The organism is Streptomyces sp. NPDC088817 (assembly GCF_044750345.1).
Classification (GTDB): Bacteria; Actinomycetota; Actinomycetes; order Streptomycetales; family Streptomycetaceae; genus Streptomyces.
The window spans coordinates 1-20,312 of record NZ_JBIVJN010000026.1; the positions used below are offsets into that span (position 1 = coordinate 1).

Here is a 20,312-nt window from a genome sequence, read left to right on the forward strand (position 1 = left end):
TGAAGACGTGACAGGCCACTACTCCCACGGACCTACCGCACCTATCCACGACCAGCGGAAACCTGCCGATCACGCACGGAAAGACAACAGCTTCTCAGGACGGGCCACGCGATCGGTATGCCGGGTCGGGAGAGGTAGAGGCCAGTGTGGTTGATGCCGCAGGTGTCGCTGCAGTCGAGCGGCAGGTATCCGGCGGTCTGCTGTCCCGCGCAGCGGTGTCGCATCGAACCGGCGAACAGGGCACCGGCATACGACTTGGCGTCAAGCGGGAACTGGCGGTCGTGCGCCTGGCCGCTGAGATCTTCACGGCTTGCGGCCAGGGCTGAGACCATGCGGGGTCTCGCCCGCTCGCCGGATTTCACAACCGCGCAAACCCTCTTGATGTCCAACTGCTCTGGACATCAAGGCTTATGGTGGTGGTGTGACTTCAACCGCCGACCTGCTCCGCGGCATGCTGGGCGAGAGCGCGTACAGGGCCTTGGAGGCATTGGCCAGCACGGCCACGCCCATGTCCGGCCGGATGGTCGCGAGGGCTCTGGACGTGTCTCCGACCACGGCGACAGCGGCGCTGGGCAAGCTCAGAGAGGCCGGGTTCGCCACCTCAAGCCAGGTCGGGCGTGCCAAGCAGTGGCGCCTCAACACCGACAAGGACGTGCTGCGCACGTGGCTGGAGGAGACCCGGGTGAGCGCCGCGGACGCTCCGGCTCCCACCGGGATGAGCCCGTACGCGACCGGTGGCGGCGGCGTCACCTTCGAGCGCAAAGTCGCCGTCCAATACCTTGCCCATCTGCTCCTCGGAGAGGGTGCGGCCGAGCTGGGCGACAGTCGGTCGGTCGTCAGCGTGGCCTTTCAGCAAGCACCGGAACACTCGGTTGACGACCTCGTCATCCGCGCGGCCCGTGCCGACGAGCCGGAGCCGTCCCTGGTGCTCGCCCTCGCCATGCGCCGCGCACCCAATCTCGTCAAGAGCAACGAGTCGAGCGCCAAGCTCATCTGCACGTTCGTGCAAGAGGTCGTCAACGCACCCGCCGAGGGGCCTGAATACCGAGCCGCTCTGGTTGTCGCCGGTCCGCAAGAGCACGCGGAGCAGCTGGCAGTACTCGCCGCCGAGGCCGTCGCGCAAAAGGATGCGCCCAGCTTCTTCGGCCTCATTCGGACGCACCAAAAGTTCCTGGCCGGCGTTCGAACACGGCTCACGCACATCGAAGAACTCGTCAAACTCGCCCTGGCCACGCTCGGGACCGCCGATCCCAGACCGCAGCTCGTCGAACAGCGCACCTGGGAACTGCTGTCACGGCTGACCGTACTCATGCCTCGACTCGAGACACCGGACGAATCGGACTGGGCCCGAGTAACGAACTCCTTGATCCCTGTGGCCCGCGGCACTGACCTCTACGGGGCAACACGGTTGCTGGAACGGCTCGTTGCCCTGGCTGACGAGTGCCCGCCGAAGGCAGCCACCGTCGACCTGAGTCTTCTGCGGCGCGACGCGCACCAGGTCCTCGACTCGACCACACGCCGCCACCGGCAGGGATGGAAGGCCCTCAGCCACCTTCACGAACGGGCGCTTGCCTCGGTGCGCAACGAGATCGCCACCGAGGACAGTCGCACGGTGCATCTTGACCGGAGCGATACGGCCAGTCAGCTGCTCCAGCTCGTGGAGTCCCCAGCGGCGGCGGTCGTCGCGCACGGTGACTCCGGCGTGGGCAAGAGCGCCCTCGTCGTCCGCACGCTCACCGAAGCCGCACAGGACCCCGATTCCACGCAGGTGGCCTGCATCAACCTGCGGCACCTTCCCCCGACCACAGTAGAATTGGAGTCCGTACTCGGCACCTCGCTCACCGCGCTTCTCGGCGAGCTGAGCGCCCCCCGGCGCCTCCTTGTCATCGACGGCGCGGATGCGCTCGCCGAGGGCATGCTGGACCCCTTCCTCTATCTGATGGACGCGGCTGGCCAGGTCGACGTCAAAGTTGTCGCCGTCACAGCGAACGACGCCCAGCAAGTGGTCCGTGACACGATCAACGATCGCTGCGTCGGGGAGGTCGCCAGCTTCGAGGTACCACCGTTGACCGATGCCCAGGTAGCCGAAATCGTCGCAGTCTTTAACGAGTTGTCGGCTCTCGCGGCAGACCCGCGCTCACGTGAGCTGCTGCGCCGACCTGTGGTGGTGGACCTGCTCGTCCGAGGAGGCGTGAAGAGCACCCCTCTCAGCGACGCCGATGCCATGCAGCAGGTGTGGTCGGGACTGGTGCTCCGCCGGCGTCCTGAACGCGGGACCCCGGACGCCCGAAACATTGCCCTTCTCCGCCTGGCCGCCCTGGAACTCGGCCAAGGAGACCCCCTGGAGGTCGTCGGAACAATCGATCCCACGGCGCTTGCGGGACTGCGCCAGGACGGGGTGCTGCGCACGGACATGGACGACCCGTTCGCCATCGGCCCGCAGTTCGCCCACGACGAAGTGCGCCGGTATGCGATTGCCCGGCTCTTCCTCTCAGCCGGCCACCCCACGGCGAAATTGGTCGAGGCCGGCGTGCCGCGCTGGGCGCTCGGTGCCGCACGTCTTGCCTGCCAGGCACTGCTTGCCGCTCCCGACACCCCGAAAGCCCCTCTGCGCGGCAGGTTCGCCCGCCTGCAGCAGGCCTTCGACGACCTGGTCACGGCAGGTCACGGGGACCGCTGGGCCGACGTGCCCGGCGAAGCGCTCCTGACGCTCGGAGCGCCCGACCCGGTCCTGCGCGAGGCCTGGCCCATGCTGCGCGCTGAGCCTGGCACCGGCCTGCGGCGACTGATCCGTCTCGTGCACCAGCGGCTACACAACGAAGCGGGCCTGGTGCGGATCGCCGCAGCCGAGCCCCTCATCGCCCTGCTCCTCGATGAAGACGAACCCTGGCAACAGGGCAAGCACGTGCAGGACATGCTGCGGGACTGGCTCCACGCCGTCATCATCACGGAAACACCCGCTGGGTATCCGCTCCGGGTCAGGCTGCACGACCGCCTGCTTGCCGCCTGCGCCGCTGCCGAGCGCCGGTTCAACGACGAGCAGGCAGCCGCGGCTGCGGCCAAGGCAGCCCAACCAGCTGAGGAAGCCGAAGCCGAGCGCCAGTTCCTGGAGAGGCAGCGGCTGGTCTTCATGGGAGACAGCCGTAGGCGCGAGCGCCGTCGCAGGCGTCTTGAGCTCCCCCGTGAGATCACCGATGAGCTCATGGTCGAACTGCTGGCACTGCTCGGCCCGGATCTCGGTGAGGACGGCGAGGCTATTCTGCGCCGCGTTGCGCGCGACGCGCCAGCATGGGCTGGTCCCGCCGTCGAGGAAGCGCTGACCGGCCGGGCTCTGGCCATGTATCGGCGTGGTTTCCTTGCCGAGCTGACCGAGGCCTACTACCTCAACGAGGACGAAGACGGGTCAGGATTCCACGAGGAGGGCATCCGGCGCCATGGTGCTCGCGGGCTCGGCGTGACTCCCCTTGCGGCCTGGTACCGCGGCCCGTTCATGCCGCTGTTCCAATCGGACTTCCGCAACGGCGTCTCGGTGCTGAACCGTATGCTCAACCACGCCGCACTGGCGCGCGCACGCACCCTCACAGGCCATCACCGTCCCTACGGTGTCCGGATCGAGGACCACGACCTCGACGCCTACCGGACAGAACTTGACGTCGCAGGGGCTCGCCGGACCTACGTCGGAGACGAGCACGTCTGGCTCTGGTACCGCGGAACCGGCGTCGGTCCATATCCTTGTATGAGCGCCTTGCAAGCTCTGGAACGGGTGTGTGACCAACTGGTCGAGGCAGGCGTCCCGTTGGACAGACTGGTCGCCACCTTGCTTGAGGACTGCGAGAACCTGGCGATGGTCGGCCTGGTCGTCGGCCTGCTCGTTCGCCATCTGGAGCACGCCGACCGCCTGCTGGACCGCTATCTCGCCGAGCCGGTGATCTGGCATCTGGAGTTCGCGCGTGTCGTCCAAGAAGCGAGCGGCTTGAGGGCATCCGCCGACGGACTGGCGGCTCCCGAGCGCCGACGCTGGTCGCTGCGGGAGGCAGCCATGATGATGGTGCTACGCGCTGACGACCAGCGCAGTGACGAGTTGCGACTGATCGGGCAACAACTTGTCGCAACGGCCAGGCGACTGGCTGAGGAAGAACCTGGCGAACTCGATGAGCCGGCCGTCCAAGAACAACTCGCGGCTGTGCGTGCCTGGGCTAGCAGCCTCGACCGCAACACCTACCAAGCACAGCAAGTGGAAGGCGGCCTGGAGATCAAGAGCTCGCCTCCCAGCGACGTCGTCGAAGCGTTGCAGGTCAGGAACGTGGAAATGGCACGCGCCCAGGAAGCCATCCGGCTGAGCGTCCGCCACTACATCGATCCCCGAAACGGCACAGACAAACACATCAGCGCGGACGACTTGGTCTCCGACCTGGCTTCGGCCCGAGAACTCCTTGCGAACCCGCCAGACCCTGATCCCGCCAGCCAGTGGGACGTACCTGCCGTCGTGGCCGCGACGGCACTCACCGCGGAGATCGTGGACGGCGTTGAACTGCCCGCCGACGCATTGCGCTTCGCCGTCGACACACTCCTGCGCATCGGGGAGGGCGCGGCATCGCCACGCCGATTCGAAGCCGAGGACTCCTACTTCGAACAGGGGGCTGACCGCATTGCCGCAGAGGCACTGCCGCTCCTTCTTCTGCCCGCCGCCGCGAAGCTCCGCGCCCAGATCGACGGCACGGACGGCTCCACGACGTACCGCCAGGCCGCTGCCGCGGCAGGCAAGCTGGCGCGTTCCCTCCCCAACGAGGTTCGTGTGCACTTGGCCCGCGGCCTCGACCCTGTCTGGCATGCGGCGTGCCCAGCCGGAAACATCGCCTGCCATCACGAAACGGCCTTCCAGCTGACAGTTGAGACGATGCGCGACTGCATCCTCGGTAACTGGGATCCGCAGACCAGTCGGCGGAGGGTCGTCGCGCTCGACGATCCCGTCGCGCACTCACTCGACGAAGCCACCGACGACTCCATCTACGTAGACCGCCTCGACGCAGCGATCAGGGCCCTCGGCGCGGCAGCGACGGCGTCGATCTGCGTTTCGACCCCGGCCCGCGAACTCCTCGCGGTACTCCTCGCCGCGCACCGCCGCGCGCTGCTCGCTGCCGAACAAGACATGGACAGTCGCGGCACCCACGCCCTGATCGCGGCGCGGGCATTGCTTATGGTGGCAGGCACGGGCGACGACGCGCCCGTCTTCCAGCACCTCGACGCCTACGCCGACGACGCGACGCGCCTGGAAAGCTTCTTGTGCGCGCTGTCCTCGGCTGCCGAGGAGTCAGCGGACAGAGCAGCCACGGCACGGCGGATGTGGCCGACGGTGGTCGCCCACGTCATCGCCCTGCAGACTTCCGGGCACACGCCCTTCGCCGGACGGAGCGACTACCACTCTGCTCTGGCTTCGCTCCTGCCCAACCCTGTCCCCGAAACCGCCTACCTCTACCGGGAAGTTCAGGGGAAGCCCATCATCTGGTGGGATCCGCTGGCCTGGCAGGACACAGTCGCCCACTGGCTGCCCCATGCTCAGGGCCACGTCGCGTGCGTGGATCAGCTCATCGCCTTCATCAAGCCCCTGCCGGCCGAGGAACAGGCACGCGTCGGCCTTCCGTGGGTGGCGAGCCTTGTCCTCGCCGATCCCAGCCATATCGCGAACCGCACCTATCTCCTGACACCATGGCTGATCGAACTGCGCCGAGCCGTCGCCGACGCGGGCCTGGCTGACGATTGGCAACGGGTAGTTGATGCCCTCGTCGTTGCCGGGGTGTCCCGACTCGCACCATACTCTGAGTAACCGCCGGGAGCCCGGGCGCCCGTATGGGGTGCGCCGCTGTGGTGTCACCGGGCACGGCGTCAGTGATGACGGGGGAGCTGGTCTGGGAAGCCTGGACCCATGAAGGGCCGTTGTCAGTGGCGGCTGTCAGGATCTGCCGTCATGGGTAAACGGCGAAGTGCTACCGAGGTGGCTGCAGTTCGGGCTCGGCTGAAGGCCGAGTTCGTGTCCAACCTGTCCAGCCCGGATATGGCGCTGGAGGCCATACCGCTGTCTTCTACGGACCGGTGCCAGTGGCGCTGCTCGGCGGAAGGATGCGGTCACCAGTGGCCCGCCCGGTTGCAGTTCCGCACCCGTACCGTCAAACCCTCGGGGTGCCCTGAGTGCTGGAAGCGCCGCAACCGGGCTCCTGGCCCGGGAGAATCGCTGGCCGATCTGAATCCTGCGCTGGCACGGCAGTTCCGCCGCAATCTCAGCCGCCCCAACCGTGGGCCGGACACCCTGCGCCCGCAGTCCCATGACCTGTGCGTGTGGGAGTGCGCTCAGGGGCATTTCTGGCCGGCGAGGCTCGCCAATCGCACCAATGGGCGTGGCTGTTCGGACTGCACCGGGCATGGCCGCTCCCCGTTCGAATGCAACGTCGCCATGCTCGTCCAGGCCGCCTGCGGGCTCGACGTGGAGCTGGACCACCGGCTCCGCCTGCCCGGGCGCCGTCAGGACCGCTTCGACCTGTACCTACCCGAGCCGGCCTTGCTCATCGACCTGGACCCGGAATGGACCCACAACAGGCCAGGAAGCCTGGAGCGTGACACCGCCAAGACCGCGGCAGCGATCGCCGCTGGACTCGACGTGGAACGCATTCGAAGCCGCGGTTTGCCGCCCGTCCCGGTGCCCGGCCTGGTCCACCATGAGGCCGGGCCGGGGGTGAACCCCGAGGGCTGGGCGGAGGCGGTGGGTGCCGTACTGCGGGGCCGCGGCCTTTCCTGGCGGCAGCTCACACCGGCCGAGGTCACCGCGGCGCTCACGAGGGGTGCGCAGCTGTGGCAGAAGGCCGTGGCCGGCCCAGAGGTGTCGGCGGTGGACGTGGCGCCCCACCTTGAGGAGGAGTTCGTCGCGAACCTCACCAACCCGGGCAAGGCGCCTGATCGGATGCCGCCCGGCTGCAACGACGTGTGCCTGTGGCGGTGCGGGAAGCCGGAGTGCGGCTACGAATGGAAGGCCGTACTGCACAGCCGGGCACTTGCTGGCCGCGGCTGCAGCCGGTGCGGTCACGCACGGGTCGGCGCGGCCAACAGCAGGCCCGGCCCTGGTGAATCACTCGCCGAGGTCAACCCGACGATGGCCGAAGAACTCATCGAGATCGTCGGCCACCCCGGCTGGACCGCGTTCGACCTGCTCCCCACGTCGAACAAGACATGCCAGTGGCGGTGCCCCGAACCACACTGCCGCTTCGAGTACCCCGCCCCTCCAAACCGCCGCACAGGTCAGTCGAGCGGATGCCCCCGATGCGCCCGCCGACGCACCATCGCAGCCAAGGTCCGCCCCAAGCCCGGCAAATCCCTGCAGAACGTGCACCCTGCCCTCGCCGACGAGCTTGTCGAAGTGATCGACGAGCCGAACCTGACCGCGAAGGAGCTCAGACCGAGCTCCACCAAACTGTGCCGGTGGGCCTGCTCGAAGCCTGGCTGTCCGGGACGGTGGAAAGCCACGCCTGATCAGCGGTCCCGCCGTGGCGGGACCGGTAAACGCTGCCCAGCATGCCATCCGCCGCGCGAAAGCCGCACCCAGCCGTGAGCCCGGCCTGTGCATCGCGCCTTCTCACCGTGATGCCGGTCATACCGCATCAGCGCGTCACGTCGCCGTCCGCCTCGGCCGCTGGCACCACCATGAGGACTGCAACAGGCCCCATCCACCTTCTCCTTGCCTCATTGAGCCGAGAACCCCTCTCGGACCGGCACTAACGCGGTGTGCAGACCGCTGAAAGGCGGCACTGGGAGCCCGTTCCTCCGAGAAGATGGAGTAGGGCGGTGGGCGGAGCCTGCCGGAGCGGATGGGAGAGCTGGTGGGGGACTACGACTACGCAGCCGCGATGACGTATGCACGGGAGCGCTTGAGCGCACTGGGCGTGACCGCAGAGAGCGGAAACCTCGCCAACGCCGCCGCGGTCGGTATCACCGAGTTCGTCTGGCGCAACGGGCCCATCGAAGACGCTCATGCGGGAGCGAGGGGACGGCGCAACAAGCTTCACGATGGCGTCATGTTCGCCCGCAACACCTGGGTCTACCACCAGGCCCTCGAAGCGGTGAACAGTCCCAAGCAGTACGCGCTGCTGCGGTTCGAGAAGCGCATCCTCGACCGCGAGCTCGTCTGGCCCGGCACGTCCGGCACGCTGACCCAGTTCGGATACGGCGCGCTCGGCGAGATCAAGAAGCACGTCAAGAAGTCCATCGACTACCTGATGTACCTGCAGGAGACGTTCTCTTCTGAGGAGTTCCTCCTCCTTGCCGCGCTTCAGGGCTTCGGTGCCTCTGACCACTTCGGGATGCCCGCATGGGAGCCACGGGTACGTGCCGCCATGGACCGACTTCGCGGACAGGATCCCGCGTTCGTGGAACGCCTCAGGGCCGTCTACAAGATCGACTTCTCCGAGATCCTGCAACGGGCCCCTGCCATCGTTCATGACGATCTGCCTGAGGTGGAACGAGCGCTCCTGAACGCACCGTACGAGCTGGGAGCCGAAGCGCTGGACTGGTTTGCCTGGAACCCCGTGCTCGACCGGGATCTCTGAGGCCTCGGATGAGCCCGGTACACGGGCTCAGGTGTCGCGTTCGTGCGCGGAGGCACCGCTGCTGAAGCGACAGCGCGCCACCCCGCCGCGGGCAGCGCCGCTCACCAGCTCCTGTTGCCCGGGTTGGAGGAGATGCCATGATGCCTGCTGCGCGTGCAACCACTGCCGGGCCTGGTCTTCGTCCGGTGCGCCGGTCCACCACACCACACCTTCGGGCAGGCCATGGAGATGATGGCGGGCGGCCCAGTAGTACCGCTGCCAGTCCAGTGGCCAGGGCGGGTTCCACCAGGTGTCCAGGGCAGTGAGCCGCCGGCCGAGACGCGTGGGTTGGGTGGCGGCGCGCTGACGGTGGCGCACTTGGTTGAGCCACTTGCCCAGGGCGAACCCGTCATGAGAGGTGGGCTGGGAGACGGCCAGGTGGCCGTGGCGGGCGGCGTAGTCGTGAGCAGCCTCCAGGCCGTGCAGCACGCTGCGGCGCCGCGCGGGCCAGGCGTGGAAGCGGTCGATCTCTGCGGCTGTGAGGCCGAGTTGGGCGAGCAGTTGCTGTTGCTCGGCGGCCAGCCGCGAGTACTCGGCGATCTGCTGGCGCAGCCACCGCTCGAGCCAGCGCGGCATCCCCGCCAGATTGTCATCACCGCTGACGAGGCCGTGGGCGAGGGCGTGAGCACGGGCCCGGTGCCAGGCTCGCTGCCAGCTGATCGGCCAGGGCGGATTCCACCACACGTCCAGCTCCGCCAGCGCCCGCACGAACTCGGGCGGCAAGCCGGCAGAGGCGGCGCGCAGATTCGCCAGCCATCGGCCCAGGTCGAACCCATCCTGTGGGGCGCCGGCGTGGGGGACGGCCAGATGCCCATGCCGGACCACATACCTGCGCGCGTGACCAAGGCCCTCCCAGAACCGTTCCTCGGACACGGCCTTCAACCCGGCGCCCCGCCCCACGCGTCGAGGCACGTACAGCTCGGCCCGCCACCCCGCCACCCCGGCGTGCCCTCGGAAGGCGACTGGTGGAGTGGTGGCCAACAGACGTAGCCCCGCTCCCACTTCGGCAGGCTGGTGGGCCGCCGGCACCCACCAGATCCCGCTGTGTGGCGAAGCGGACCGCGACGGTGAGCGCAGCTCGCGGGCCACACCCCTCATCCATGTCTGCAGGGCGCTCGGCCTCTCCGGCCACTCCACCTCTTTCAGCCAGCCGCGCTCCAACCGGTCTCCGAGCGCGGTCATGAAACGGTCATGGCGCCGAGACCGGCGGACAAGCGGCCGTTCATCCGTTACCAGCAGCCGCAGGGCCGGATCCACCAATGCGGCCGCCACCGCTACCACCTCGGGGAAAACAACCGCGTCCCGCGCGACCAGCTGCCACCACGCCGCCGGCCACTGCGCCGCCGCCTCGTTTCTGCGGCTGGTGTCGAGAGTGACGCGCTCAAGGCGCTGGCCCCACACATGCTCCCGCTGCCAGAAAGCTTCCTGTTGCCACCATCCGCACACCACCGCCCGAGCCACCGCGAACACAGCCCCCGGCTCCGCTCCCGTGCTCACGGCCCGTCGGGCCACCCGCGGCCACCGCGCCTGGGCGGCAGCCAGCTCCTGGCACCCGCCCACGTCCAGATACTCCAGGTCGTGGCCATCGCCGACGTCCAGCAGCCACCGCCCGTGCCGGGAACACACCCGATTCCACCGTTGCCCGTACCGCCATACCCGCTGGCTCCGGCCGCTGCGCCGGGCGGCACACAGCCGGCAGCCGAAAGACACCGGCCCCCATGCCTGAGCTCCCACCCGCCACCGTGCCCATCCCCGATCCGCACGGGCCCGCTCACCGAGGGACGCTGGCCCGGCCGTCCACGACGGCAATGCCCGCGCCAGATGCGCAACCGGGACCCCGGCCCACGCCGCGACCTGTGCTTGTGCCATGACGTTCAGGAGTACATCGCCGTCCGGGCGGCGGCCGCGGCTCTGGGTGACCGGATTCACCCACTGCCACCACCCCCACGCCAGCAGCTCGCCGGCCTCAAGGCCGTAGCAGACGGCGACGCGATGCAGGAACGACCATGTCGTCTCGCCCTGTACCGGCACCGCGTCGCCCGGAGCAAACCAGGCGCCGAGCTCGTCATCCCTGAGGCCCATCTAGGTCTGTTCCCGGCGACGTTGGTCAGGGCATTCGAGTAATCGGCCCAGGTCTGCGGGACATCCGATCGGCCGCCTGTCGAGGGACGGCGAACGCAGCCGTGACCGTATGTCGTTTGGCGGCGTTGACCGGGTTAGCGAAGGGACTCGAGTGAGAAAGCGGAACTGACTCGGCGTCATTTCCTGCCGCGAGTGCGTCCGGGTGAGCGCACGGACGGCAGGTCCTCGCGCGTGTTGTCCGCTTCGAGGGCGCCGGCGGGCATCTGGCGGTAGGAGTGGAGGAGTTCGGCTACGACGGCGGGACGGACCTCGGCCGCCGTCACGAGTGCGGCCAGCACCTGCGAACGCGACGTCTGCTCCCCGGCTGCGGCCGCGGCCCGCACCAGGACGTCCAGCTTTGTGTCCACGTCCTCCGGCCAGTCGACCAGCGTCTTGCGTCGTGGACGCTGCCACAGCAATTCCACACGTCCCCCTCGCTGACACCGATCTATATTGAATATATATTGAGCCCATGGTGACGGTGCTGCAAGAGCGTTCAGGGCAGAGGGTCTTAGACCGCGGCCCTGCAAGGAAGATCCGTGTGGCAGGCCGCACGCTGACGTTGACGCCGGTGTTCGACACCTACTGGCGCTTCGCGGCGGCGCGCCAGAAGGTCTACGAGGCGCGACTTGCCGGGGGAGCGGGACCGTTCACGGACGATCCGATCCTGCAGCGATACCGTTTCACCAACTGCTTCCGGGCCGCCGACCGGGTCAGCCAGGACCTGATCAGTGGCGTGATCTACCGGGGCGAGCAGGCGTGGGAGGAAGTCTTCTTCCGGACCCTGCTGTTCAAGATCTTCAACAAGACCTCGACGTGGCGGCTGCTAAACGGCGCACTGGGAGAGGTGCGGTGGGACGCCTACGACTACCGGGCCTTTGACCGGGTGCTCTCACAGGCCTTCACCGCAGGGCAACGGCTGTACTCCGCCGCCTACATCGTGCCCCCGCCGCAGCTCGGCGAGCAGCGCAAGCACCAGAACCATCTGCGGCTGCTGGAGATGATGATGAAGGCGGACGCGCCGCAGCGTGTGCTGTCCGCGCCGACGCTGCAGGACGCCTACCAGGTTCTGCTGGGATTCCCGGCGATCGGGCCGTTCCTGGCCTACCAGTTCGTGATCGACCTCAACTATGCGGCCGAGATGCCGTTTTCGGAGATGGACTTCGTCGTCGCCGGGCCCGGAGCGCGCGACGGGATCCGCAAGTGCTTCGGGCCTGCGGCCGACGGCATCGAGGCGGACGTCATCCGCTATATGGCCGACACGCAGGACGAGCACTTCGCCCGCCTGGGGCTTGCCTTCGCTGGACTGCGCGGGCGCCCACTGCAGCTGATCGACTGCCAGAACCTTTTCTGCGAGGTCGACAAGTACGCCCGGGTCGCCCACCCGGACATCGCCGGGATCAGCGGCCGCAGCCGCATCAAGCAGACCTACCGGCGGCAGGCCGTTGTGATGCCGGCCTGGTTCCCGCCCAAGTGGCAGCTCAACGGCCCGCCGGAGCAATGAGGTTGCCGCATGTGACGCCGGCGGCCGTGCGGCGGGCTGCCGTCATGCCGCGAGGCGGCCGGTGCCGGTCAGCAGGGGGCGCAGCTGTGTGATGGGACCGTCCAGCCGGGCGTGGCCGGCCATCACGGTCAAGGTCCCGCAGGCCAGTTCGGCCTGCTGGGCGATGTAGGCCAGCAGGCGGCCCAGACCGAGGTAGTTGCCGTAGGCGCGCTCGAACATGAAGTGGCTGCGGTACAGGGCCGCGGCGTGCACCCGCCGCTCGCGGTCCAGCTGGAGGGAGATGTGGCTCAGGCAGGGGAAGCCGATGTAGCTGTTGTCCTTTCCGGCGGTGTGGACCAGCAGGTCCGCGCTGGCCTCCTCCGCGTCCGTGGCTGCGGCTATGTCGATCTCGTAGGCGGCGGCTATCTTGGTGCCTGAGGCCTGGGCCCGCAGGCGGTTGATGACGGTGCCGAGCTGGTCGACGCCGCTCTTGGACACCGCAGGGTAGGACACGAGGCGGCCGAAGTAGGTGCCGCGGTGGTTGCCCGGGTACCGCTTGATCACTGGATACATCTGCCGGTAGCGCTCGGCGAGGTCATCCGGGCCGGCACTCCGTGCCGCCAGGGCCGCGGGGAACAGGGTGCTGGCCACGGTCTCCAGCGGCCACAGCCCGCGAGCGGTGCGCAGCCGGTCCAGTTCGGCGCGGAATACCGGGTCGTCGTTCGTCGGGTCGGCGATGCGCACCACCGTGTGCAGGCCGGTCCGGTCCGGGTTGTCCTTGCGGTCCAGCTTGTTGCAGGCGGCGACCCAGGCCTGGGTGACGTCGCGTTCGGTCACGGTGAAGGTGTGCATCAGTCCTCCTGACACATACGGGTGTGATCCGGGGAGCCGGGCTCAGGCAGGCCAGGTCTCGTCGACCCCGGCACGCGGGGCTTCGCGCACCACCGTCAGCCGCAGCGCGGCGCCGTGCGTCGGCACCGCGACCTCGATCAGGCCCTGTCCGCCCGGCGGGAGCTCGTCGCTCACCACGGCGCTCGCCAGCGGCGTCGCGCCATCACTGGTCCACGGCTGAAGCCCCTTGGGCAGGACGTCGAAGACCGCGTTCTCCAGGTGCAGCACCAGCACATCGCCCGCGTCGGCGTACACCGTCTGCCCCGCGGAGGCTGCCGTGATCACGTGCACCTGGGCCTGCGCGGGCAGCGAGGCCCCGCCCGCCAGAGAGCTGCGCAGGCCGGCAGGAGAGATCTTGGACCACTGGTCGGCCCGGCCGGCATCCAGCAGCCGGAGGTTCACCAGGTGGCGTACGGTCCCGGCGTACGACGTACCCAGTTCGCGCGCCACCCGGTAGACGTGCTCGGGAGACGACGGCCGGCCGCCGCAGATCCGCTCCAGGGCCGTCCGCACCGCCGGCAGGGGCATCAGGAACCACGCGGCGAACGCCTCCGCTGTCTTCTCCTCCTCGGGCCAGCTGCCGTTGCCCCAGCGCAGCGCGGGATCAAGCTCCTCATCGGCTGCGGTGCGATGGCCCAGTCGGTGATGCCCCAGCTCATGTGCGGCCGTGTGCCGCTGGGTGACCGCATTCAGCGAGGCGTTCAGCATCACGGCCGGCCCCTTGTCGGCGGGGGAGAAGTACACGCCGAACAGCCGGGGCATCGGCTGCGCCATCCCGATCACGTCGGCTGCCCCCAGTGCCCGGTGCACGTGGACGTACTGCGTGCGGTCGATGCCGAGGTCGCGGTGTGCCTGGACGGCGGCGATCGAGGCGATCCGGTGTGCTAAGGCCCAGTTCACGCCGTCGGACTCCCGTCCTCGGTCTCCTGTTCCTCGCGTTCTGCCGCCCGCCGCAGGGTGAGGTACTCGGCGAACTCCAGCACTGTCTTGGCGTCCCCGTCGGTGAGCTGGGCCAGTGCCCGCGGCAGACCGGCCAGGGAGTACTCGCCGGCGTCGGCGTCCTTTTCCTCGGCCAGGAAGTAGGCGACCGGCTGCCGGTACAGGCGCGCCAGCTTCTTCAACTCCAGGCTGTCCACCCGCCGCTCGCCGCGCTCGATGTCGCTGATGGCCGAGCGGGGGATGCCGGTCGAGTCCGAGACGAACTGCTGGGACATGTTCAGGTAGTCGCGGGTCTTCTTCAGCCGTTCACCGAGCCGGACCAGCTCAGGATCACGGTCACGGCTGTCCGAAGGAGGGGTCATGACTGCTGCCTTTCAACGATGGCGTCCAGTACCGCCGCAGCGAATGCCCGCACGGACCGGGTGGCCTGGGCCGCTTCCCGGTCTGCGGGAATGGCGACGTGGTAACGCTCCTCAATGCGCGTGAGAATCTCGACCACCAGCAGCGAGTCCACGGGCAACTCCCGACCGCTCTGCTCCAGTTCAGAGCGGAGCTCGTCGGGCGAGACGCCCTCGTACTCGGCGAGGAAGTCGACGACGACCGAGGTGATGTCGTCCATGCTCGGTGTGTCCGTGTTCGACAACTCTCCCCAATCGTCTGCATTTCCAACGACGCTGTCGTAGCATACGACATGCTGTCGGGAAAGCCAACGGGATTGTCCCAAGATCAGACAGGTGTGAGTGTGGACTTCAAGCGCTACCAGGAAGCGGCCGTCAAGACCCTCCAACTCCCTGCCGAGGGCACCGACCCGGTCCTCGTCCCTCTCCTCGGCCTTGCCGGCGAAGTCGGGTCCCTGACCACCGCCTACAAGAAATTCCTGCGCGACGGACCCGCCTTCGAGCAGGGCAAGCACCAGTTACGCGAAGAACTCGGCGACGTCCTGTGGTACGTCGCCGCTCTCGCCCACCGCTTCGGGCTCGACCTCGACGACGTCGCCGCCGCCAACTTGGAGAAGACCAAGGACCGTTGGCGCCTCACCCCCCACGACGAGCACACCCCCTTCGATGCTGCCGCTCCCGCCCACGAACAGCTGCCCCGGCAGACCACACTGACCTTCACGCCCACCACGACCGACGACGGCCGCACCGTCGTCGTCCTCACCCGGGAAGACGGAACCGCCGCCGGTGACCCCCTCACCAGCGCCTCCCACGTCGAAGACGACTACCGCTTCCACGACATCTTCCACCTCGCCCACGCCACCGTGCTGGGCTGGTCCCCCGTCACCCGCTTCCTGCTGGGCCGCAAACGTAAAAGCGACCCCCGCACCGACGAAGCCGAAGATGGCGGCCGCGCCATCGCCATCGAAGAAGGCATCTCAGCCCTCGTCTTCTCCTACGCCGCCCGCCACCGCTACCTCGCCGACATCAAACACATAGACCACGAACTCCTCGCCACCATCGGCCACATGACCGCCCACCTCGAGGTCAGCATCTGCCGCGCCGCTGACTGGGAGCACGCCATCCTCACCGGCTACGCCGCGTGGCGCCAACTCCGTGAGCAGAACGGGGGAACGGTCCACCTCGACCTCGACCAGCGCACGCTCATCGTCACCCAGGACTGACGGCGGCCCGACGGCTGGGGAACGCTCCAGGTGAGGGCGTTCCCCAACAGCCCAGGAGACCCGCGAGTCTACGTTCTCACCCGTCAAGCGCAGATGACACGTCCTGACCCGCACAGCGAGTTCATGATGCTCCGCCATGCGCGTCATCGTCCGGGTGGCGCGGCCTTCCTGCGGGCGTCGGTAAGCGCCTGCGAGCCCAGGCCCGAGCAGCCGGTCTCACGGTCCGAGCCGCTTCACGCGTGCCCTCGACTGATGGACAGGACGGTCTGTTCTGACAGACTGCGCGGTTATGTTGGAGGCCTTGAGCGGACCAGGCCGGTCAACATGCCTTCTCAGCGGCCGTCTTCGGATGGCAGGTCGAGGTAGCGGGCGGCGTCGTGCAGAACGTCGCGGGTGATGGCTTCGGTGCGGTCGAGGATGGCGAGTTGGCCGGCCATGCCGACCAGAGGGGTGAGGTTTTCCATGATTCCGTCGGTCATGTGGTAGAGGTCTTCCTCGTGGTCCAGGAGGCTGCCGGGCCGGTGGTGGCGCAGGGACAGCCGACCGTCGAGGGTGGCCACGGTGCTGGGCCATTCGTTGGGGTGTTCCTTGCATCGGGGCGGCAGCCGGTTGACCCACAGGGTGGGCACTGAGCGTTGCCGGATGGGCGCGGTGGCCTCGGTAGGACGCCGCAGGGCGGGGAATCGAGCCGCGCGGGCTTCACGGAGGATGTCGCTGGAACCGATGCCGCTCCAGAAGACAGTCAGTTCCAACTCCTCGGCGAGGTAGTCGAAGTAGTCGAAGGTCGGCTGCAGGTCCTCGGGCCGCAGCCGGTCGATGCCGTCGACCAGGCAGACCTCCGTGCGGGAGTGGCGCATCACGTGGACGGCAGGGCCGGTGAAGTCCTTCATGCGCTGCACGGGCCGCTGCTGGGTGTCGGGGCGGTAGAGGTCCCAGCCGAGGAAGACGGCCAGGGCCGCGGACCAGTCGGCGGGCGTGCCAGGTTCGGGCGGGGCGTTGATGCAGATGACGGGGATACGGCTGTCGTCGATACCGTAGAGCTTTTCGCGGCGGCCCTGGTGACCCAGGCCGATGTGGTGAAGCAGCGTGCGTTTGCCCGTGCCGCGGCAGTCGCTGTCGATGGCGACGTGCGGGCAGGGATGGCGGCGTTCCCCGTTGTGACGCAACAGCCGCCGGGCGGTAAGCGATCCTTTGATGATGTCGGTGGTTTCGACGAGGCCGAGCTGGGCGTGGTAGCGCACGCGGGGGTCGTTCTCGTCGACAGGGTCCTCGGCGGTGCCGTCCTCGTTGGCCGGTGGGATCGGGGGAGGGGAGGGCTTGTGCCGCACACGGGCGCGCCAGCCGTGCAGAGTGGTCGGCGGCCCAGGAGGCAGGACTGGGGCCGGGGCAGGGGGCGAGGCGCTTTGCGGATCGCGTACGGGGGTCTTCACTGTTTGTCTCCTTGCCGTCCGCTGCCTGGTCCGTCGCCGGGCAGGCCGCCAGGCGGGGGAGCACCGGTGCTGTTGTCTCCCGGGATGGCTGAGCTGGGCTCGTTGCTGCTGCCGGGGCCTTTGGGGCCGGGCGGGTGCAGGCCGGGCAGGGACGCCAGGAAGTCGTCGAGGGTCTGTTCTGCGCCCCGGACTGGCTCGGGCGTGTCGAAGAGCTCTCCGGCGGGCCGGTCGAGGGTGCGGAACGGGCGGACGGTGTCCGGGTCCAGGGGCGGCATGTCGGTGGCGTAGGGCTTGGCGGGCGATGGCAGCGAGGGCCGGGACGGGCGGGATGCCGTAGCCGGGCGAGGGGTCTGTGACGCGCTGCCGGAGGACGGCCCGGCGGCCAGGTCGCGCAGCAGCTGGGTGGTGGCCCGGGCGATGGCGGCCTCGTTGTAGCGGCTGCCGCCGGCGGCGAGGTGGATGCGCAGGCCCTCGGACCAGGCCTCCTCGGTCCACCGGTCAGTGAATAGCCGGCGGTGGATGAAGGGCACCTCGACCCACGGGTCGGTGCCCGGCTCGGCCCGGTGGTTGAACAGCCAGGCGACCTCCGGGTTGTCGGGGGAGTAGTGGGCCTCCCAGCGCCCCTGCTGCGCTGTGATGCCGGAGGACCCACGGAAGAGATCCAGTTTTCCCCGGTCCAGGTTGTAGGTGCGATTGTTGATCTGGAAGCCCTTGCGGCTGACCCGGACCCACACCGCCGGCAGCATTTTGCGGTTCTCCTCGGCGGTCAGCGCGGTGGACCGGTAGCCGCGCAGGAAAATGAGGGCCGCGTACATCTGGTTGGGGGTCAGGCGCAGCCCGGGAGTGAAGGGGGAGCGGAGTGCTCCGTGGGGGGTCTGCTGCCAGTGGATGACCACCCACTGCTCGAACCGTTCCTGGAGTTCGCGGATGGTCCACAGCGGCTGCTTGCGGACGCGTTTGCCTCGCAGGTGAAGGCGGTGGTGGGTGTAGGAGGCCAGGTACTGGCTGAAGCCAGTCTTCACCGCCCGCATGGCGCGCTCCACGATCGCCTTGTCGACAGCGGTACGCAGCCGTGCCTCGCGTACTTCGATGCCCAGGGAGTGGCAGGCGCGGGTGAAGTCTGCGGAGATGAATGGCGAGCCGTGGTCGATGACGAGCGTTTCGGGCTTGATGACGGGCCGGGCGGCGGCGCCGGCGAATCGGGGGTCGGCCGCCAGGAGGTCCTCGAAGGGCAGGTCCGAGCCGTCCATGAAGGTTTCCGGTGCCCAGCCCGGGCGCGCGGGAAGCGGGGCCGTGGTCTGGGCAACGACCTGCATGGTGTCGAACGAGCGGGTGGCCCGCCCGGCGGCCCATCGTCCCGTCCCGCCTGTGCGGCCGGTGCGCTTGGGCACGATCAGGGAGCCCACGATGCTGCGGGTGGCCACGTCGATGGCGATGGTGAGCTCCACGGAGATGACCCGTCCGTCGTCACCGAGGACGAGAACGTCCAGTCCGGTGGTGTCGATCTGCACCAGTTCCCCGGGCCAGCGGGCCCAGGTCGCCCGCCGGGCGCCGGGCCGCTCTGCGGATATGGCAGGTCCGGCCGCGTGACGGGCCGCGGCGTCATGCGAGTTCTCCGCGGTGATCCCCAGCCGCTCCAGCAGCCGGTAGAACGTCGCCGGACTGATCACCAGGCCCCGGGCGGTCTTCGGGTCGGCCAGCAGGTGCGCGTAGCGGACCCGAACCGCCTGCTGCACCCGGTCGATCAGCCGGGACAGCGTTCCTGGTGACAGGCCTCTGCCGCGCTCGTCGTCCAGGACCTCCCACACGAGGTCGACCACTCGCGTGTCGACGCGCCCGTGCGGGGCCGCACTACGCCGGCTGCGCTTGTCGACCAGGCCCATCAGGCCGTCCCTACGCCAGGCCGCGCACTTTCGTTCGACAGTGGCCGCGGACACCGGGGTTCCTGCCTGCGTCAACTGGTCGGCCTTGGCCTGGTAGCGCTGGCGCAGGGTGCGCTGCTGCGGGTCGAAGGCCGGTGGGGGCTCGGTGGTGGCGGGAACGTTCGGGGCCTGCTGGTGCAGTACCTCCTTGACATGCCGCTCCCACTTCTCAGCGGCCTTGCGTACGTCGCGCGGCAGCGCACGGAACTCGCCGAGGCGGCCGGGCAGCGAACTGCGTCGCGCCGCCCGGTTCAGCACGGCGAAGTCGGGGGCCGAGGTCACTGCCGTCTGCAGGATGATCAGCGGCTCTGCGGGCTCTGCGGGCTCTGCGGCATCGAGGAAGAGACGCGGTCCGTGGAAGGCGGTGACCACCCAGAGGCCACCGCGGAAGCGGATGGTGTCCCCCAGAGCCAGGGTGTCAGCAGCGGGGGGCGCTGCGGCGCCTGCGGCGTGCCGCGAGATCACCTGACCTCCCCTGACCATGCCGTCGACGACGGGGTGAGCGGGACACTCATGTCGGTGTGCAGCCGCCGCGCCCAGATCAAGTGATAGGCAAGGTCCACTCCCACATACGAGGGCAGGGCGGCGGCGCGTACCCCGGAGCGGATGGTCCGAGGCAAGGCGAACTGCCGTGCTAGCAACTGGTCCTGCCCGGCCGTGAGCCACCGTGGACTGCGGGCGGCGTAGAGGAGCTTGAGGTTGTCCAGTTCCACCCCGGTGGAAGGCTCCATCACCCGGATCTGCCAGCCTGCTGCTGCCGAAGCCACCGCCAGCACGTCCTGCTCGGATTGCCACCGGTCGGTGATTTCCTCCGGCCGCACGCAGATCACCTCGCGCTGCCCCGCCCGTAAGGCGACGAACGCCGGCCGCAGGCGATGGCGGCGCCCCTGACGGCTCCAGCGCAGCTCCATGGGTCCCGCGCTGCGCAGCCCGACTGCAGGGTCGCGGTCCAGGAGCATGCCGCAGTGCTGCTGCCGGAGTGAGCCGCAGGCCAGCAACTGGTCGGTGGCCGAGGCCCATGCGTTGGTGACGAACGACTGCCGTCCCGGGTAGGGTACGGGCCGCTCCAGCGGGGCCAGCTCCTCGAACGCCACCTCGCCGACCTCTGCCACCGGGCGTTCGCGCTGCCGTCCGAACCGGTCGAGGTAGCAGACGGCGATCTCGTGCGCGCTGACCGGGCCCCCTGGCACGTCCGTCCCCTTCGTTCTCTGCAGCGGGCCGCCCTGCGCGTGTCCCCGCTCCAGCATCCGGGCACGGGCCCGGGGAGCGCAGCTG

Annotated in this window: 15 protein-coding genes; 6 read left to right on the forward strand and 9 right to left on the reverse strand. The window is 68.8% G+C overall.

Annotated features, from left to right (window positions below; all coding sequences use genetic code 11):
• Positions 1–146 precede the first annotated feature (146 nt).
• The 4 genes from ACIP4X_RS33635 (at position 147) to ACIP4X_RS33650 (ending at position 8,591) form a co-directional block, all read left to right on the forward strand.
• A complete protein-coding gene (locus ACIP4X_RS33635; RefSeq protein WP_190216024.1) occupies positions 147–326 on the forward strand; it encodes a hypothetical protein in 180 nt (59 codons plus the stop codon).
• A gap of 95 nt (positions 327–421) precedes the next feature.
• Positions 422–5,824 carry a hypothetical protein gene (locus ACIP4X_RS33640; RefSeq protein ID WP_401352048.1) on the forward strand — a complete coding sequence of 1,801 codons (5,403 nt, stop codon included), beginning with the start codon at positions 422–424 and terminating at the stop codon, positions 5,822–5,824.
• A 204-nt stretch (positions 5,825–6,028) separates the two neighbouring features.
• Positions 6,029–7,597, forward strand: a complete 1,569-nt coding sequence (locus tag ACIP4X_RS33645; RefSeq protein ID WP_401352050.1) for a zinc-ribbon domain-containing protein — start codon at positions 6,029–6,031, stop codon at positions 7,595–7,597.
• A gap of 268 nt (positions 7,598–7,865) precedes the next feature.
• On the forward strand, positions 7,866–8,591 hold the full coding sequence (locus ACIP4X_RS33650; RefSeq protein ID WP_240318756.1) for a hypothetical protein: 726 nt from the start codon (positions 7,866–7,868) through the stop codon (positions 8,589–8,591).
• 27 nt (positions 8,592–8,618) lie between these two features.
• Here ACIP4X_RS33650 and ACIP4X_RS33655 read toward each other — a convergent pair whose 3' ends face one another.
• On the reverse strand, positions 8,619–10,712 hold the full coding sequence (locus tag ACIP4X_RS33655; RefSeq protein ID WP_401352054.1) for a Helicase associated domain protein: 2,094 nt from the start codon (positions 10,710–10,712) through the stop codon (positions 8,619–8,621).
• 176 nt (positions 10,713–10,888) lie between these two features.
• Complete coding sequence (locus ACIP4X_RS33660) at positions 10,889–11,176, reverse strand: hypothetical protein (protein ID WP_190216020.1); 288 nt, start codon at positions 11,174–11,176, stop codon at positions 10,889–10,891.
• Positions 11,177–11,292: 116 nt separating this feature from the next.
• Between ACIP4X_RS33660 and ACIP4X_RS33665 the strand changes: the two genes are divergently transcribed.
• Complete coding sequence (locus ACIP4X_RS33665; protein ID WP_319352131.1) at positions 11,293–12,255, forward strand: nucleotide kinase domain-containing protein; 963 nt, start codon at positions 11,293–11,295, stop codon at positions 12,253–12,255.
• 42 nt (positions 12,256–12,297) lie between these two features.
• On the opposite strand, the gene ACIP4X_RS33670 is transcribed toward ACIP4X_RS33665, so the two are convergent.
• From ACIP4X_RS33670 to ACIP4X_RS33685, 4 genes are read right to left on the reverse strand one after another with little or no spacing between them, the layout of a single operon-like run.
• The gene (locus ACIP4X_RS33670) at positions 12,298–13,086 is read right to left on the reverse strand and encodes a hypothetical protein (RefSeq protein ID WP_401352058.1); all 789 of its coding nucleotides are present in this window, start codon (positions 13,084–13,086) and stop codon (positions 12,298–12,300) included.
• A 42-nt stretch (positions 13,087–13,128) separates the two neighbouring features.
• On the reverse strand, positions 13,129–14,025 hold the full coding sequence (locus ACIP4X_RS33675) for an ImmA/IrrE family metallo-endopeptidase (RefSeq protein WP_401352061.1): 897 nt from the start codon (positions 14,023–14,025) through the stop codon (positions 13,129–13,131).
• Entirely contained in the window at positions 14,022–14,426 is a 405-nt protein-coding gene (locus ACIP4X_RS33680) for a helix-turn-helix domain-containing protein (protein ID WP_190216019.1), read from the reverse strand. Before ACIP4X_RS33680 ends, ACIP4X_RS33675 begins: the two co-directional genes overlap by 4 nt.
• A complete protein-coding gene (locus ACIP4X_RS33685) occupies positions 14,423–14,683 on the reverse strand; it encodes an acyl carrier protein (RefSeq protein WP_093686008.1) in 261 nt (86 codons plus the stop codon). The genes ACIP4X_RS33680 and ACIP4X_RS33685 overlap by 4 nt, the downstream gene beginning before the upstream one ends.
• A gap of 123 nt (positions 14,684–14,806) precedes the next feature.
• On the opposite strand from ACIP4X_RS33685, the gene ACIP4X_RS33690 reads away from it, so the two are divergent.
• Positions 14,807–15,685 carry a nucleoside triphosphate pyrophosphohydrolase family protein gene (locus tag ACIP4X_RS33690; protein ID WP_401352066.1) on the forward strand — a complete coding sequence of 293 codons (879 nt, stop codon included), beginning with the start codon at positions 14,807–14,809 and terminating at the stop codon, positions 15,683–15,685.
• 332 nt (positions 15,686–16,017) lie between these two features.
• Here the strand turns inward: ACIP4X_RS33690 and ACIP4X_RS33695 are convergent, their stop codons facing one another.
• The 3 genes from ACIP4X_RS33695 to ACIP4X_RS33705 are packed head-to-tail and all read right to left on the reverse strand — an operon-like array spanning position 16,018 to position 20,227.
• Entirely contained in the window at positions 16,018–17,115 is a 1,098-nt protein-coding gene (locus tag ACIP4X_RS33695; RefSeq protein ID WP_401352068.1) for a hypothetical protein, read from the reverse strand.
• Positions 17,112–19,502, reverse strand: coding sequence for an integrase (locus tag ACIP4X_RS33700; protein ID WP_401352071.1), 2,391 nt, complete (start codon positions 19,500–19,502; stop codon positions 17,112–17,114). The genes ACIP4X_RS33695 and ACIP4X_RS33700 overlap by 4 nt, the downstream gene beginning before the upstream one ends.
• On the reverse strand, positions 19,499–20,227 hold the full coding sequence (locus tag ACIP4X_RS33705) for a hypothetical protein (protein WP_190216015.1): 729 nt from the start codon (positions 20,225–20,227) through the stop codon (positions 19,499–19,501). Before ACIP4X_RS33705 ends, ACIP4X_RS33700 begins: the two co-directional genes overlap by 4 nt.
• Positions 20,228–20,312 lie beyond the last annotated feature (85 nt).

Bases quoted from the DNA above. Each gene is read 5' to 3' on its own strand.
- ACIP4X_RS33655 (WP_401352054.1), bottom strand. From the start codon at position 10,712: ATGGGCCTCAGGGATGACGAGCTCGGCGCCTGGTTTGCTCCGGGCGAC.
- ACIP4X_RS33670 (WP_401352058.1), bottom strand. From the start codon at position 13,086: ATGCACACCTTCACCGTGACCGAACGCGACGTCACCCAGGCCTGGGTC.
- ACIP4X_RS33680 (WP_190216019.1), bottom strand. From the start codon at position 14,426: ATGACCCCTCCTTCGGACAGCCGTGACCGTGATCCTGAGCTGGTCCGG.
- ACIP4X_RS33685 (WP_093686008.1), bottom strand. From the start codon at position 14,683: ATGGACGACATCACCTCGGTCGTCGTCGACTTCCTCGCCGAGTACGAG.